This window comes from Streptomyces sp. NPDC087906 (assembly GCF_055584925.1).
The window spans coordinates 457041-471776 of sequence record NZ_JBVJLC010000001.1 but is presented as its reverse complement, the minus strand read 5'-3'; the positions used below and the strand labels follow the sequence as shown (position 1 = coordinate 471776).

Annotated in this window: 13 protein-coding genes; 9 read left to right on the top strand and 4 right to left on the bottom strand. The window is 71.7% G+C overall.

Features of this window, described 5'->3' with window-relative positions:
- Positions 1-3 precede the first annotated feature (3 nt).
- The 3 genes from ACZ63I_RS02050 to ACZ63I_RS02040 all read left to right on the top strand — a co-directional run bounded on the left by ACZ63I_RS02050 (position 4) and on the right by ACZ63I_RS02040 (position 2107).
- The gene (locus ACZ63I_RS02050; RefSeq protein WP_469334453.1) at positions 4-1005 is read left to right on the top strand and encodes a hypothetical protein; all 1002 of its coding nucleotides are present in this window, start codon (positions 4-6) and stop codon (positions 1003-1005) included.
- Between the two features lie 182 nt (positions 1006-1187).
- The gene (locus ACZ63I_RS02045) at positions 1188-1760 is read left to right on the top strand and encodes a sigma-70 family RNA polymerase sigma factor (RefSeq protein WP_469334451.1); all 573 of its coding nucleotides are present in this window, start codon (positions 1188-1190) and stop codon (positions 1758-1760) included.
- A 119-nt stretch (positions 1761-1879) separates the two neighbouring features.
- On the top strand, positions 1880-2107 hold the full coding sequence (locus tag ACZ63I_RS02040) for a DUF6924 domain-containing protein (protein WP_469334449.1): 228 nt from the start codon (positions 1880-1882) through the stop codon (positions 2105-2107).
- Positions 2108-4217: 2110 nt separating this feature from the next.
- On the opposite strand, the gene ACZ63I_RS02035 is transcribed toward ACZ63I_RS02040, so the two are convergent.
- The gene (locus ACZ63I_RS02035) at positions 4218-4886 is read right to left on the bottom strand and encodes an alpha/beta fold hydrolase (RefSeq protein WP_469334447.1); all 669 of its coding nucleotides are present in this window, start codon (positions 4884-4886) and stop codon (positions 4218-4220) included.
- Between the two features lie 187 nt (positions 4887-5073).
- Here ACZ63I_RS02035 and ACZ63I_RS02030 point away from each other — a divergent pair, with 187 nt between their 5' ends.
- A complete protein-coding gene (locus ACZ63I_RS02030) occupies positions 5074-5769 on the top strand; it encodes an AraC family transcriptional regulator (protein WP_469334445.1) in 696 nt (231 codons plus the stop codon).
- Between the two features lie 4 nt (positions 5770-5773).
- On the opposite strand, the gene ACZ63I_RS02025 is transcribed toward ACZ63I_RS02030, so the two are convergent.
- Positions 5774-6748 (bottom strand): quinone oxidoreductase family protein, encoded by a 975-nt coding sequence (locus ACZ63I_RS02025; protein WP_469334442.1) that lies wholly within the window; start codon positions 6746-6748, stop codon positions 5774-5776.
- 173 nt (positions 6749-6921) lie between these two features.
- Positions 6922-8205, bottom strand: coding sequence for an adenylosuccinate synthase (locus tag ACZ63I_RS02020; RefSeq protein WP_469334441.1), 1284 nt, complete (start codon positions 8203-8205; stop codon positions 6922-6924).
- Between the two features lie 217 nt (positions 8206-8422).
- Here ACZ63I_RS02020 and ACZ63I_RS02015 point away from each other — a divergent pair, with 217 nt between their 5' ends.
- The 3 genes from ACZ63I_RS02015 (at position 8423) to ACZ63I_RS02005 (ending at position 11094) form a co-directional block, all read left to right on the top strand.
- Positions 8423-9316 (top strand): diacylglycerol kinase, encoded by an 894-nt coding sequence (locus ACZ63I_RS02015; protein ID WP_469334439.1) that lies wholly within the window; start codon positions 8423-8425, stop codon positions 9314-9316.
- A gap of 38 nt (positions 9317-9354) precedes the next feature.
- Complete coding sequence (locus ACZ63I_RS02010; protein WP_469334437.1) at positions 9355-10356, top strand: hypothetical protein; 1002 nt, start codon at positions 9355-9357, stop codon at positions 10354-10356.
- Positions 10357-10425: 69 nt separating this feature from the next.
- Complete coding sequence (locus ACZ63I_RS02005) at positions 10426-11094, top strand: hypothetical protein (RefSeq protein WP_469334435.1); 669 nt, start codon at positions 10426-10428, stop codon at positions 11092-11094.
- Positions 11095-11570: 476 nt separating this feature from the next.
- On the opposite strand, the gene ACZ63I_RS02000 is transcribed toward ACZ63I_RS02005, so the two are convergent.
- Positions 11571-12101 carry a GbsR/MarR family transcriptional regulator gene (locus tag ACZ63I_RS02000; protein ID WP_469334433.1) on the bottom strand — a complete coding sequence of 177 codons (531 nt, stop codon included), beginning with the start codon at positions 12099-12101 and terminating at the stop codon, positions 11571-11573.
- A 75-nt stretch (positions 12102-12176) separates the two neighbouring features.
- Between ACZ63I_RS02000 and ACZ63I_RS01995 the strand changes: the two genes are divergently transcribed.
- Both ACZ63I_RS01995 and ACZ63I_RS01990 read left to right on the top strand, forming a co-directional pair.
- Positions 12177-13076, top strand: coding sequence for an ABC transporter ATP-binding protein (locus ACZ63I_RS01995; protein WP_469334432.1), 900 nt, complete (start codon positions 12177-12179; stop codon positions 13074-13076).
- On the top strand, positions 13073-14704 hold the full coding sequence (locus ACZ63I_RS01990; RefSeq protein ID WP_469334430.1) for an ABC transporter permease: 1632 nt from the start codon (positions 13073-13075) through the stop codon (positions 14702-14704). Before ACZ63I_RS01995 ends, ACZ63I_RS01990 begins: the two co-directional genes overlap by 4 nt.
- Positions 14705-14736: the final 32 nt, after the last annotated feature.

Genomic DNA, 14736 nt, shown 5'->3' with positions numbered 1-14736 from the left:
GCCATGGCCACCTTCACCGTGTACATCTCCGACAACGGGCTCGCCGAGATCGACGGAGACCCGCTCGTCCCGGCGCCCGAACAGTCCGTGCACGAGGCGGTACTGGACCAGTTGCACCGGTACGCGCAGGAGCGCGGCGTCGCTGTGGACGCGACGGTGCACGACAGCCCCGGCGGGGCGGAGTTCTTCCTGCGGGTGCTGCCGGACGGGTCGAGCCAGGTACTCGGGGCGGAGGAGACGCCGGAGGTGGAGCCGGAACCGGAGCGGGTGCTGGAACCTGAGCCGGTGCTGGTGCTGGAACCCGAGCCGATGGCTGAGTTGGCACCAGAACCGGAGCCGGCGCATGCGAGGGCGGACGCCGATGCGGTGGCGGGGGCGGGGCCGGGTGGCGGGGCGGTCGCCAAGGCGGGGGCCGTGGCGAGGGCCGGGGCGAGGGCCGGGGTCGGCGCACTCGCCACCGCGGTGGCCCGCGCCCGCGCCACGGCGGCGGCCCGCTCGGGGCCGGCCCCCGTCGCTCATGCCGCCCATGCCGCGCCCGTCGCGGCGCCCGCACCGGTCGTCGTGCCCACCGAGCACGCCGCCGAGATCGGCCACATCAACGCGTTGGCGTCCGTGGGCCGGCTCGACGAGGCGCTCGACGAGGCGACCGAGCTGCGCGAGCGGCTGACCAGTACGGTCGGCGCTGACCATCCGCACGCCCTGGAGGCGCGGTCCGTCGAGGCGTATCTCGCACACCTCTGCGGCGACCACCGCGAGGCCATTGTGCTGGCGCTGGCGGTGGCCCGCATCCGGTGCGGCGCGGGCGACAGCCAGGCGCCGGTGGAGGTGGCACGCGCGGCGGCTGCTTGGCAGCAGCTTGACGACGACCGGGCCGCCGTCGCCCACGGGCGCGAACTCCTGCACATGTGGAAGGCGTTGGAGGCGCGCGGCTTGCTCTCGCCCGGCGACCTGGAACTCGCCGAACAGGTCCGCAGACACGTCGACGCGCTCGCGGCGTACGTCTGATCCGTCGCGGGGGCCCGCTCCCTGCCCCGGAACCCGGGCCGTTACACACCGGTCGACCGCCTCGTACAACCAACGTCAAACGAACGTGGAACGCACCTCGGAACACTCCGTTCCCCCAGGAGGCCAAGGCTCCCAGTCGCCCCAGGACTGCGACCGGCCCTCCCAAGGAGCAGGAGCACACCATGAACGTGACGGTCATCGGATCGGCCAGCGCCGTCTCCCCCGAGGAACGAGCCCTGCGCGACCTCTACTTGGAACACGGTCCCGCGCTCTACTCATACGTGCTGCGGATGCTGGGCGGAGACACACACCGCACGGAGGACGTCATCCAGGAGACGCTGATGCGCTGCTGGAACAAGCGAAACCTGGTCGACACGGAGGGCATGGCGGTACGCCCCTGGATGTTCCGGGTCGCCCGCAACCTCGTCATCGACGCGCATCGGACGCGCATGGCAAGGCCGTTGGAGGTGAGCGGCGCCACCTGGCTGAGCGAGCTGGGCACCAAGGCGGACGACAACGAGCAGATCCTGTCATCGATAGTGGTACACGACGCCTTGCAGGCGCTGACACCGGCACACCGCGAAGTACTCAGAGAGACATTCTTCGCAGACCGCAGCACCCAAGAGGCGGCCGACACCCTGGGCGTCCCGCAGGGCACGGTCAAGTCCCGGGTGTACTACGCCCTTCGCTGCCTGAGATCGGCCCTGGAAGAAAGAGGAGTACGCCCGGAGGACCGCACACCACGCTCGGCCTGACGACGTCCGCCGTCGGGTCGTACGCGCACCCCACGACGATGAGCCGTGTTCGGCCGTCAGGGCCGCTCTGACGACGACCTGGGGCCGAGGACGACGGCTTCGGACCGTACGTCCATGTCGTGGACGATCCTCAGTGGACGGGAATCACGCCCGCTCAGGCTCTGCGAACCCGCGAACAGTGCGAAAGTGACGAGGAGTTCGAGGCGTACGGCGGCGCGTTCCGGGTGGTGCCGTCCGGAATCCGCGAGATGAACGCGAACCTGACGATCGCCAACCTGGACTTCGGCGATTTCGCGGACGCGGCCAGGGATGATCCCGGCGGTGTCTTCCGAGAATTGACTGGCTGAACTACGGCCCGCCGTCACCGGGCGAGGGCACATGAGCCGGGAGCTACGCGGACCGGGGAGGGGCGGCTGCCAACGGCGGCCGACGGCCGGCCGGGGCTCGTGGTGACGGTTACTCCCCGAGCTCGGGTGCCGCGCGGAGGTTGCATGGGGTGACTCGGCCGTCTCGGCGTCCACCCCCACCGGGGAGCGGTTGCGACTCATGCCCCGCTGGTCACTCGGGGGTTGGTGGGTGCGGGTCAGTGCGCATGGGCCGGGACCTGGGCGACCGCCGAGATTAGGCTGCTGTAGGGCCGCCCCTGAGGTTTGAGTGTCGCGGCTCCGGTCCGGGCGTCAAGGGCGCTCCTACGTCGCGTCGGCTACGCCGATTGTGCTCCGCTCCACCCTTGACCCCCGGCCCTCCACCGCAAGTGCTTCTTTGAGGGGGGGCGGCCGGGGGGCTCCACGGGCGAGCAGGGCTCGTGGTGGCTGGTGCTTGCCCGAGTGCGGGTGCCACGCACCAGTTGCATGGGGCGACTCGGCCCGTCTCGGCGTCCGCCCCGGTCGGGTAGTGGTTGCGACTCATGCCCCGCTGGTCACCGGGGGTGGCCGGGTGCGGGTCAGTGCGCATGGGCCGGGTCCTGTGTGGGCCGGAGGGATTAGCCGCCCGTAGGGCCGCCCCCTGAGGTTTGAGTGTCGCGGCTCCGGTCCGGGCGTCAAGGGCGCTCCTACGTCGCGTCGCTCCGCGATGACCTACGGTCACCCTTGACCCCCGAACCTCCACCGCAAGTACCTCTTTTGGGGGGGCGGCCGGGGGGACCACGGGCAGGCTGGGATCGCGGTGGCGGCTGCTTGGCCGGGTGCGGGTGCCACGCGGCAGTTGCGTGGGGTGACTCGGCCCGTCTCGGCGTCCGCCGCCACCGGGTAGTGGTTGCGACTCATGCCCCGCTGGTCGCTCTGAGTGGGGGCGGGACGGGAGGGCTTGCTGGCGGGGGCGGTTGGGCCGGGCAACGGGCCGGTGGGCGGGGCGGGTGTGACTGGGGTGACGGGGGACGGCTCCTGGGGCGGCGATCGGGCGCCTTTTGCGTGGGGGGTTGCATTAGACGCGCCATAAGGCGGCAGATGCCCATCAGCCCCCATGGATCTGGACTCCGGCGGGGCGGCCGTCGGGAGCCTTATGCGTGGGTGGTTGCGTTAGATGCGCTGCGGGACGCATCAGGCCGGTGCGAAGCTCCCGGCGATGGGGCGGGTGTGACTGGCGGGGCAGGGGTGAGTGCACGGGAAGCGCGGCGACCAGTTCGCGCGGGTGGTGGCCTTCCACGCCCCCGGCCCCGGAACCGAGGGCCGCCGGTGCTGATCGTCACGAAGGGAGGCTTTGCAGCGCACGGAATGCAACTCCCCACGCATAAGACCCCAGACCGGCATCCCACGGATCCATCCCCGCCCCAAGAGTCACACCCGCCCCGCCGCCCAGGTCCTCCACCCGCCTGATGCGCCCTGCGGCGCGCCTAACGCAACACCCCACGCAAAAGGCACCCGACGGCCGCCCCACAAGCCATCCCCCGTCTCACCCGTCACACCACCCGCCCCCAGTGACCAGCGGGGCATGAGTCTCAGCTACTACCCGGTGGGGGTGGACGCCGAGACGGGCCGAGTCGCCCCATGCAACTGGTGCGTGGCACCCGCAGTCGGCCAAGCAGCCGCCACCGCGAACCCAGCCTGCCCGTGGTCCTCCCGGCCGCCCCCCCAAAAAAGAGGTACTTGCGGTGGAGGGCCGGGAGTCAAGGGTGACCGCAGGTCATCGCGAAGCGACGCGACGCAGGAGCGCCCTTGACGCCCGGACCGCAACCGCGACACTCACACCTCAGGGGGCGGCCCCACGGGCGGCTAAACCCTCCGGCCCACACAGGACCCGGCCCATGCGCACTCACCCGCACCCGTCATCCGAGAGTGACCAGCGGGGCATGCGCCCCAGCCCGCCACCCACCGGGGCGGACGCCGAGACCGCCCGAGTCCCCCCATGCAACTGCCGCGCGGCACCCGCACCCGGCCAAGCACCCGCCACCACGAGCCCAACTCCCCCCTGACGCCCGGACCGGAGCCGCGCCCCAACTCCCCGACCTCACCCTCACCCTCACCCTCCCAGCAGGATCTTCGCCACCGCCTCCGGTGCCTCGTGCATCGCGTCGTGGGCCGTGGGGAGGTCGTGGGTCTGCCATGCGGGGTCGGCCTTGAGGCGGGTGCGGAGGTCCTTGAACGGCGTTCGGTCTTCCCAGCCCGCGCAGTAGACGAACTCCCTGCGCGGGACCTTCGCGAATGCGCCCGTGAGCCGGATCGTCTGGAGGAACGCGGCCAGGGGGTGGGGGCGGCGGCGGGGGTCGCCGCCTGGCGGGGGGCTGACGGCGTAGCCCGTGGCCGTCGCGCCGGCGGCGAACACGCCCCGGAAGTGATCGTTCGTCGCCGACCAGCACGACTCGCCGTCGCGCGGTACATACGCGTCGAGATGCACCAGCCGTGAGACCCGGCCGGCCGCACGGTCGGCCGCCGCCGCGATCACCATCCCCGCGTAGCTGTGCCCGACCAGCGTCGCGTCTGTGATGTGGTGGCGATCCAGGACCCGCACCACGTCGTCGGCGTGCGTGTCCAGGTTGGCCGTCGCGACCGTCGCGTTGTCGTCGTCCGGCCCCAGACCGGTCAGGGTCAGGGCGTGCACGGTGTGCCCCGCCCGCTCCAGCAGCGGAACCACCGTCTCGAACGCCCAGGACCCTTTCCAAGCCCCGGGCACGAGTACGAACGTCGCCATGGTGTCGCCTCCTTCTCTCAAGCCGCGGCATCGCCGCACGGAGACCAGCCTCATCCCACCCAGCCCTGGCGTGCCACCGGTAGAATGCCAACCGATGCCCGTTCCCCGCCAACCTCCCCCCGGCGTGACCTCCCACGTCTGGCCGTCCGGCGGCCGGCACCTCTGGCCCTCCGGTGGAACGAGCGCCGTGCAGTCGCACGCACGGGGACACCTCGTGTACGCGGCCCGCGGCGTCCTGGCCGTGCACAGCGAGCGCGGCACATCGATCGTGCCCGCCAATCGCGTCGCCTGGACCCCCGCCGGGTTCACGCACCAGCACCGCGCCCACGGCGACACCGACATGCGGATCGTCTTCCTCGCGCCGTCCCTCGCCCGGCTCGTACCCGACCGTCCCGTCGTGTTCCTGGCCTCCGACCTCGCCCGCGAGGTCCTGCTCGCCCTCACCGGCCCCCGCAACTACGCCGACACCGCACCCCCCTACACCCGCCCCGCCCGCTCCCGCCTCCACCGCGTCCTCGTCGACGAACTCCGCGAAGCGCACGAGCAGCCGCTGCATCTCCCCGAGCCACGGGACGACCGGCTGCGGGCCATCTCCCGGCTGCTGCACGAGAATCCGGCGGACAACGCCACGCTGACCGAACTCGGCCGGACCACCGGAGCCAGCACCCGCACCCTCAGCCGGCTGTTCCGCGACGAACTCGGCATGACCTTCTACGAGTGGCGCACCCAACTACGCGTCTACCACGCCCTCGTACTCCTCGCCGACGGCCACGACACCACGCAGACCGGCTACGCCTGCGGCTGGGCCAACCCCAGCAGCTTCATCGCCGCGTTCACCCACATCATCGGCACGACCCCCGGCCGCTACCGCACGGCGAGGTGAATTGTCACCCCACGCCCAGCAGCAACTTGCCCGTAGTCGTACGCGTTTCCATCAGCCGGTGCGCCTCATGCGCTTCCCCCAGCGGGAATTCCGCCGTGATCGGGAGGACGACCTGTCCCCCCGCCACCAGCCCGAACGACCGTTCCGCCAGCGCCCGCAGCGCCTCGGGCTCCGTCTGGGCCAGGGTCAGGATCGAGAAGCCCGCCACCGAGAGCCCGCGCGGATACAGCTCGGGCTGGCCCGCCTGCCAGGCCGCCGCGCCGCTCGCGTTGCCGAACGAGACCAGGCGGCCGAAGAGCGCCAGCGACTCCAGGCTGCGGCGCAGCGTGTCGCCGCCGACCGGGTCGAGCGCCAGGTCCACGCCCCGGCCACCCGTCGCGGCCCGGACGCCCTCGACGAATCCGTCGCCGACGAACACCTCGTCGTAGCCGTACTTGAGCGCTTCCGCGGCCTTCTCCTCGCGGGAGACCACCCCGTACACCCCGCCCGCGCCGCCCAGTCGGGCCAACTGCCCGGCGACCAGGCCGACTCCGCCGGCCGCGCCCTGGATCAGTACGGTCTCGCCCGCCCGCAGCCGCCCCACCTCGTGCAACAGCGCGTGCGCCGTGGGCAGTACGGCCAGCAGCGTGGCGCCGACCCGCAGCGGGACGCCGTCGGGCAGCGCGAAGACGGAGGACGCCGAGGTGGCGACGACTTCCGCGTAACCGCCCTGCGGGGTGAGGGCCGCGACCTGCTCGCCCGGCGCGAATCCGGCCACACCCGCGCCGACCGCGCGGATCCGCCCGGCGACCTCAAGTCCCGGCCGGAAAGGGAGCGACGGCACCCGGTAACCGGTCGCCCGCGCCTTGGTGTCGGCGAAGTTCACCCCGGCGTAGGCCACCTCGACGGTCACCTCGCCGGGGCCGGGCTCCGGTACGGGGACCTCCACCACCCTGAGGACCTCGGGTCCACCGATTTCCGCGAACTCGATCGCACGCATAGCTGTCTCCCCCGTCGTCCCCGGTCAAAGTGTTCAACGCAAAACGAACACTTTGAATGTACGCTCCGCGACGAACACCCCGCAAGCACCCGCAGCGCAAGACGAAGGGGCCGGACGCACCACCGCGCGTCCGACCCCGAAACACCCAGGCGCCTACGCGCCCAACCACCCCGCTACAGGAACGAGTTGATCTGGATCGTCTCCGTACGCCCAGGCCCCACCCCGATCGCCGAGATCGGCGCCCCCGACATCTCCTCCAGCGACTTCACGTACCGCTGCGCGTTCTTCGGCAGATCCGCGAACGTCTTCGCCTTCGTGATGTCCTCCGACCAGCCGGGCAGGTACTCGTAGATCGGCTTCGCGTGGTGGAAGTCCGACTGGCTGTACGGGAGTTCCTCCACCCGCCGGCCGTCGATCTCGTACGCCACGCACACCGGGATCTGCTCCCAGCCGGTCAGCACGTCCAGCTTCGTGAGGAAGAAGTCCGTCAGTCCGTTGACCCGCGTCGCGTACCGCGCGATCACCGCGTCGAACCAGCCGCACCGCCGGTCGCGGCCCGTCGTGACCCCGCGCTCGGCGCCGATGCGGCGCAGCGCCTCGCCGTCCTCGTCGAACAGCTCCGTCGGGAACGGCCCCGCGCCGACACGTGTCGTGTACGCCTTGAGGATGCCGATGACGCGGCTGATCTTCGTCGGGCCCACGCCCGAACCCGTACACGCGCCGCCCGCCGTCGGGTTGGAGGAGGTGACGAAGGGGTACGTGCCGTGGTCCACGTCGAGGAGCGTGCCCTGGCCGCCCTCGAAGAGGACGACCTTGTCGTCCTCGATGGCCTTGTTGAGGACCAGCACCGTGTCGGTCACGTACGGCTTGAGCTGATCCGCGTACCCGAGCAGCTCCTCCACGATCTGGCTAGCCTCGACCGCGCGCCGGTTGTAGAGCTTGGCGAGGACCTGGTTCTTGAAGTCCAGCGCGGCCTCGACCTTCTGGAGCAGGATCGACTCGTCGTACAGGTCCTGGATCCGGATGCCGACCCGGTTGATCTTGTCGGCGTACGACGGGCCGATGCCGCGCCCCGTCGTACCGATCTTCCGCGAGCCGAGGAAGCGTTCCGTCACCTTGTCCATCGTCGTGTGGTACGAGGTGATCAGATGAGCGTTACCGCTGATCAGCAGCTTCGACGTGTCGACACCGCGCTCGTTGAGTCCGCTCAGCTCGGAGAGCAGGACGGCCGGGTCGACCACCACCCCGTTGGCGATCACGGGAACACAGCTCGGGGAGAGGATTCCGGAAGGGAGGAGATGCAGTGCGTATTTCTGGTCGCCCACGACGACCGTATGGCCGGCGTTGTTGCCGCCCTGATAGCGCACGACATAATCCACGGACCCACCGAGCAGGTCGGTGGCCTTTCCCTTGCCTTCGTCACCCCACTGAGCACCGAGCAGCACAAGTGCGGGCACAGGCGTACACCCCTTCCGGGCGGGGCATGTCCAAGGTCGGGGGGCGCACATACGCCGTACGTTCGGCGCGAGTGCGCCGTAAGGCACGACATGCCGTCGCACAACGTTGTACGAGACAGCCCTAACCGTCGACCCGGTTGCCCCGGAATAGACGAAGCCCCTGGCGCAATAGCGCAAGGGGCTCTTGCACAAAGATGCTACCCGAGGAAGGACCGAGGTGTCGGCTCCGGAGCCCGCCGAAAACGGCGCGCAGCCCCTTCTGGTGGTCATCGACGCGGCAGCGCGCCGCACCGACGGCGAATCAGTGCGCATCGCGAAAGACGTGCTGAGCGCGGGTGCGGCCGTCAAGATCTGCCTGCCGGACACCCCCGAGGAGTTCGCCCGCGCGCTCGCCAGACGCGGCCACCGGCGGCCGGTGGTGATCGGCGACGACCGGGCGCTGCTGCGTACGGTCGCCCTGCTCCACAAGGAGCGAGAACTGGCCACGGGCGCGCTGTCCCTCGTCCCGATCGGCAGCGCCGTCGATCTCGCGCTCGCCTCCTCGCTCGGCGTCCCGGCGGGCGCGGTGGCGGCGGCGCGGGCCGTGCTGTACGGGGCGGTGCGCCGGCTCGATCTGCTGGTGGACGACAGCGACGGGGTGGTGCTCGGCGACCTGCGCATCCCGGCGCTGCCCGCGCGCGGCGGTGGCACCGACGGGGACGGCGCGGGGCCGCAGGGCCCGTCGGTCTGGCACGCCTGCCGCTCCCTGGTCCGCACGCTGGTGCGGCCGGCCCCGCATCCGCACAGCGCCGCGGCGCACACGTATCAGCTCCGCGTGGAAGCGGACGGTGTCGTGCTCAGCGACCTGGACGCGCCGGTCGAGGCGGTGACGGTCCGCTCGTACGGAGGCCGCGCCGAGGTCGTGATCCGCACGGCGGGATCGCCCGAGCCGCTGCGGGCGAGCGCCCTGTCGGTGACGGTGTCGGGCGCGGACTTCCGCTACCGCGCCGACGCCCGGGTCACCGGGCCCGTACGCCGGCGGACCTGGACGCTACGCCCGGAGGCATGGGGCCTGACGCTCCCGGCGGCGTATTCGACCGCGTCCGGTGACGGCAGGCGGAGACAGGGATAACGTCAAAGATCGCTACGTACGCCCGGGGGGGCCGTTCGATGAATGGACACGGCACATCAGCGCTGGATGAGGAAGCCACGGCGGAGGCACTGTCCCGCTACCGAGGGCAGGCGTCGCGGCGAACGCTCGCCGGGCTGGTACCGCTCACCGTCAACCTCGGCGCGCTGTGGCTGTCCCGCCGGATGCGGCAGCAGCTCGCCTCGCGGCCCTGGACGGCCTGCGCCGCCGTGTCGACGCCGCGCGGGCTGTACGGGGCGTCGATCGTGCTGAAGGACCCGGCGACCGGGGCCCTGATGCCGGTGGCCCCGATGGCGACCGTACGGCGCTACGCGCTGGTCGACCCGTCGGGCCCGGGGTCGGACGGAGTGCTCTGGTGGTGCGGCGACCCGCGCACCGGTGGGGTCATTTCACCGCCGGGCGGCGGCGAACTGGTCTGGGCGGGGCCGATACGGGACCCGCTGCGACGGTGGCGGGCGGTACGGGACGCGGAGAGACGCGGCCTGCCGACCCGGCCGGCGCCGGAACCCGCGCCGTCGGCGCCGCCGCGGGTGAGCCTGGCGAAGTCGACCCCGCCACGGCCCGCGACCCCGGCCCCGGTCCGGATCCGCCGCCGGTGGGTCTTCCGCTGGGTGCTGCTGGTCGGGCTGGCCGCGCTGGGCCTGGGCATCGCCGGTTCCGTGGCGGCGTACAACGACGATCCGCAGATCGACCTCACGGTGGTCAAGGAAGCGCCCGACGGCACCTGCGTCGTGACGTGGAAGGACCCCTGGACCGGCACCAAGCACCGGGGCCCCTACCACTGCGACCCGGACCGCGACCCCCTGCTGGCCGACTGGGAGACCGGGTGGGTGGTCTCGTACGGACCGTGGAAGGGCGACCTGTACGACTCCCGGTGGCGCGGGTCGGTGGCCGACGACGTGAACGACGGCCTGGCGCTCGGCGGCCTGGCGGTGACGGTGATCGGCGCGGGCGGCGGGATCACCCGGGTGGTACGCCGACAACGCGCGAGGCGCGAGGCCGCCACGCCCGACCAGCCCTAGCAGCCCTACCAGCCGCCGAGCGTCCCGTTCACGTTCGCCGCGCTGGCCGCCGAGGCGGAGCACCAGTACTTGCCTGAGGTGGCGCACCGGCGGCCACCGCAGCGGGTCCCTGAGCGGGACATCAGAGAAGTGCCGTGGTGGCGTGTGCGGTCGCTGCGCGAACTGTCCTTCCTGAACCGGACGTTGACGACGCTCGGCGGTATCGCACTGGTGTACCCGGCCTGGATGTGGGGCGAGGACGATGTGCACGACATCCCGGTGATGGGGGTGGCCTGCGCCGTCATCGGCGTGTGGTCGCTGTACAGATTCCTCCGCTCGGGCCTGGCCACCGCCCGGCGGCTGACCAGGGCCGCCCGCGCGCCGCGGCCCGTACCCAAGCGATACGTCCTGCTCAGCGATCCGTACACGACCGAGCCGCTGCTCCTCTTCTTCGCACCGGACGCCGGCGACGAGGATCCGCCGGAGGGCGCGCTGCTCGTAGCGAGGACGGAAGCGAACAGACGGCCTGGGACCGGGCTGACATTGCCCCCGACAGGCGAGGCGGAGCTGCACGGCTGGCTGGACGACCGGCCCACGGTCGTCCCGTGGATCGAAGGCCGCGCGGTGTGGCCGCTGGAGCCGTACGAAGAACTCGACGCGAGCGACCCCGCGACGCGCACGAGGTGGACGGCGCGGCCGGCGCCGGGACCCGCCGGCGGGAGGGGGCCGGGGCCGCAGGAGGGGGGTGTCCGGACGTAAAGCGTGGGAGCGCTAGCGATCGAGCAGTCCGGACACCCCCCTCCGGAGACCCCGGAACCCGGAACCAGCCGAACGCACCGCAACCAAAACCCGCACCCCCAACCGCGCCGGACGGCGACACCGCAGTCCGGACACCCCCCTCCGGAGACCCCGGACCCCGGAACCAGCCGAACGCACCGCAACCAAAACCCGCACCCCGAACCCCAGCACGGGCAACGACAACCGCAACCCAAACCGCACAACCGACCCGCGCCGGACGGCGACACCGCAGTCCGAACACCCCCCTCCGGAGGCCCCGGACCCCGGAACCAGCCGAACGCACCGCAACCAAAACCCGCACCCCGGACCCCAGCACGGGCAACGACAACCGCAACCCAAACCGCACAACCGACCCGCGCCGGACGGCGACACCGCAACCAAGACCCGGCACACGCAGACGCGGCGCAGCCAAGAAACGCAACCCCGCCGGACGGCGCCTACCGCTCTTTCGCGATCAGCTCGTCCCTGTTCTCCCGCCACCGCTCCATCAGCCCGCCCAACTCGCCGTGCAGGAACTTGAAGAACGCCTGCGTCTCCGCGATCCGCTCCCCCGCCGCCGTGTCCCTGCCCAGCGAGTCCGCGCCGTCGGCGAGGGTGTGCTGCCAGCGGACCAGGACCGAGCCGCGGTCGGCGAACGTCGCGTACCACAGCTCGTTGTGGAGGTGGTAGCGGTCGCGGCGTGAGCCCGGTTCGCGTTCGCGGCCGACCATGCCGGCCTGCGTGAGATAGCTGATCGCGCCCGAGACCGCGGCCGGGCTGATCTGCAGGCGGTCGCTCAACTCGGCCGAGGTCAGGCTCGCGTCGTCGGAGGCGAGGAGCGCGGCGAAGACGCGGGACGCCGTGCGCTGCATCCCGCTCGCCGTCAGCTCGGCCGCGAAGCGTTCGATGAAGCGCGACACGGCCACCTCGTCGCGCTCCGCCGCGACCCCGTCGCTGCTCACGCTGCTGCTGCCCACGCTGCTGCTCATCACGCCATCCTAACCGACCTCTTTTTACACTTCCTTAACTTCACAAGTTTGTGAAAGTAGCGTACGTTCCGAAGCATGACGAAGGCAATCACGGTCGCCGGACTGCACAAGTCGTTCGGCAGGACACACGCGCTGGACGGCCTCGACCTGGCCGTCGAGACCGGCGAGGTCCATGGGTTCCTCGGGCCCAACGGGGCCGGGAAGTCCACCGCCATCAGGGTGCTGCTCGGCCTGCTGCGCGCGGACTCCGGCGCCGCGCAGCTCCTCGGCGGGGACCCCTGGAAGGACGCGGTCGACCTGCACCGGCGAGTGGCCTACGTACCGGGGGACGTGACGCTGTGGCGCAACCTCTCCGGCGGCGAGGTCATCGACCTCTACGGCCGGCTCCGGGGCGGACTCGACAAGGCGCGGCGGGCGCGGCTCGTCGAGCGGTTCGAGCTGGACCCGACGAAGAAGGGCCGTACGTACTCCAAGGGCAACCGGCAGAAGGTGGCGCTGGTCGCCGCCTTCGCCTCCGACGTCGATCTGCTCATCCTGGACGAACCGACGTCAGGGCTCGACCCGTTGATGGAGGAGGTCTTCCAGAGCTGCGTGGCCGAGGAGCGCGACCGGGGCAGGACCGTGCTGCTCTCCAGCCATGTACTGAGCGAGGTCGAGGCGCTGTGCGACCGGGTCAGCATCATCAGGCTCGGCCGCACCGTCGAGTCGGGCACGCTGTCCGAGCTGCGCCATCTGACCCGTACGAGCGTGAGCGCGGAACTGGCGGGTGCGCCGGGCGCGCTGGGCGAGCTGCCGGGCGTGCATGACTTGGACGTCGCGGGCCGGCGGGTCAAACTCCAGGTCGACACGGAGGAGTTGGACGCGGTGATCCGCTCGCTGTCCGCGTCGGGGATCCGCTCGCTGACGAGCACGCCGCCGACGCTGGAGGAGCTGTTCCTGCGCCACTACGCGGACCGCGAGGCGATGGCGCGATGACCGCGACCACGGCCCCTACCGCCGCGCTGCCGCAGGCACACCGCACCGGCGGATCGCGCCAACTCGCCGGTACGCGACCGCTCCTGCGGCTCGCGCTGCGCCGCGACCGGATCATGATCCCGGTCTGGATCGTGGTGCTGGCCGGTTCGTACTCGTCGGTCGCGCAGTCGTTCACCGCGCTGTACGACACGGCCGCCGAACGCGCGGACATCACGCGCTCGATGGCCACCAACAGCTCCCTACGCGCCCTGTACGGACCGGTGTTCGACGACTCGATCGGCGGCCTCACCGCCTGGCGGATCACCAGCTTCGGTACGGCGCTGGCGGCCGTGATGAGCGTGCTCGTGGTCGTACGGCACACCCGCGAGGAGGAGGAGACGGGCCGTCAGGAACTGCTGTCGTCGGCGATGGTGGGGCGGCGGGCACCGCTCACGGCCGCGCTGCTCAGCGCGCTGGTCGCCAACGTCGGGCTGGCGCTGGTGATTACAGCGGCACTCGCCAAGAACGGTGAGGAGACGGCCGGTTCACTCGCGCTGGGGCTCGCGACCGGCGCCGTGGGCATGCTGTTCGCCTGCACGGCGGCGATCGTCGCGCAGATCACCGAGAACGCGCGGCTGGCGCGCGGCCTTTCGGTCGCGGTCATCGGCGCGGCGTTCGTCCTGAAGGCGGCGGGCGACGCGTCGGCCGCGGACGGCTCGTCCGTGCTGACGTGGCTGTCACCGATCGGCTGGGCGGAGAACGTACGCGCCTACGCCGACGAGCGGTGGTGGGTGCTGCTGCTCCTTCTGGCGGCGATCGGCGTACAGGCGGTCGTGGCGTACGTCCTCACGGGCCGCCGCGACCTCGGCATGTCGTTCCTGCCGGCCCGCCCCGGCCCCGCCGAAGGCAGGCTGTCCACGGCGGGCGGACTGGCCTGGCGGCTCCAGCGGGGCTCGCTGTTCGGCTGGGGCGCGGGGTTCCTGGCCGCCGGGGTCGTCTTCGGCGGGATCACGGACGGCGCGGCCGATCTGGTCGGCGACAACCAGCAGACGAGGGACATCATCGCGAGGATGGGCGGCCAGCAGGGGCTGACGGACTCGTTCCTGGCCGCGATGGTTGGCATGCTCGGGATGGTCGCGGCGCTGTACGCGGTCTCTTCGGTGCTGCGGCTGAACGGCGAGGAGACGACCCAGCGCGCGGAGCCGCTCCTCGCGGGCCCGGTCGGCCGGCTGCGCTGGGCGGCGGGGCATCTGCTGATCGCGTTCGGCGGAGCCGCCGCGATCATGCTGCTGGGCGGCCTCGGCCTGTCCCTCGGCTACGGCCACGACCTCCCCGCGATCCTGGGCGCCGCCCTGGTCCAACTCCCGGCGATCTGGACGCTGGCCGCACTCGCCGTACTGCTCTACGGAGTGGCCCCGAAGGCGGCCCCGGCAGGCTGGGCGGTGGCGGGCCTCGCCCTGGCCCTGGGCTGGCTCGGCCCGGCACTCGACCTGCCCCGGTCGGTGCTGAACCTGTCCCCCTTCGGCCACCTCCCGAAGCTCCCGGGCACGGCGATGGCATGGACACCGGTACTGACACTGACGGCGCTCGCGGTGGCGGGGGTGGCGGGGGGCTTGGCGGGGCTGCGACGGCGGGACGTGCAGACCTGAGCAGCCGTACCGACGGTGAACTTGTCCACAGG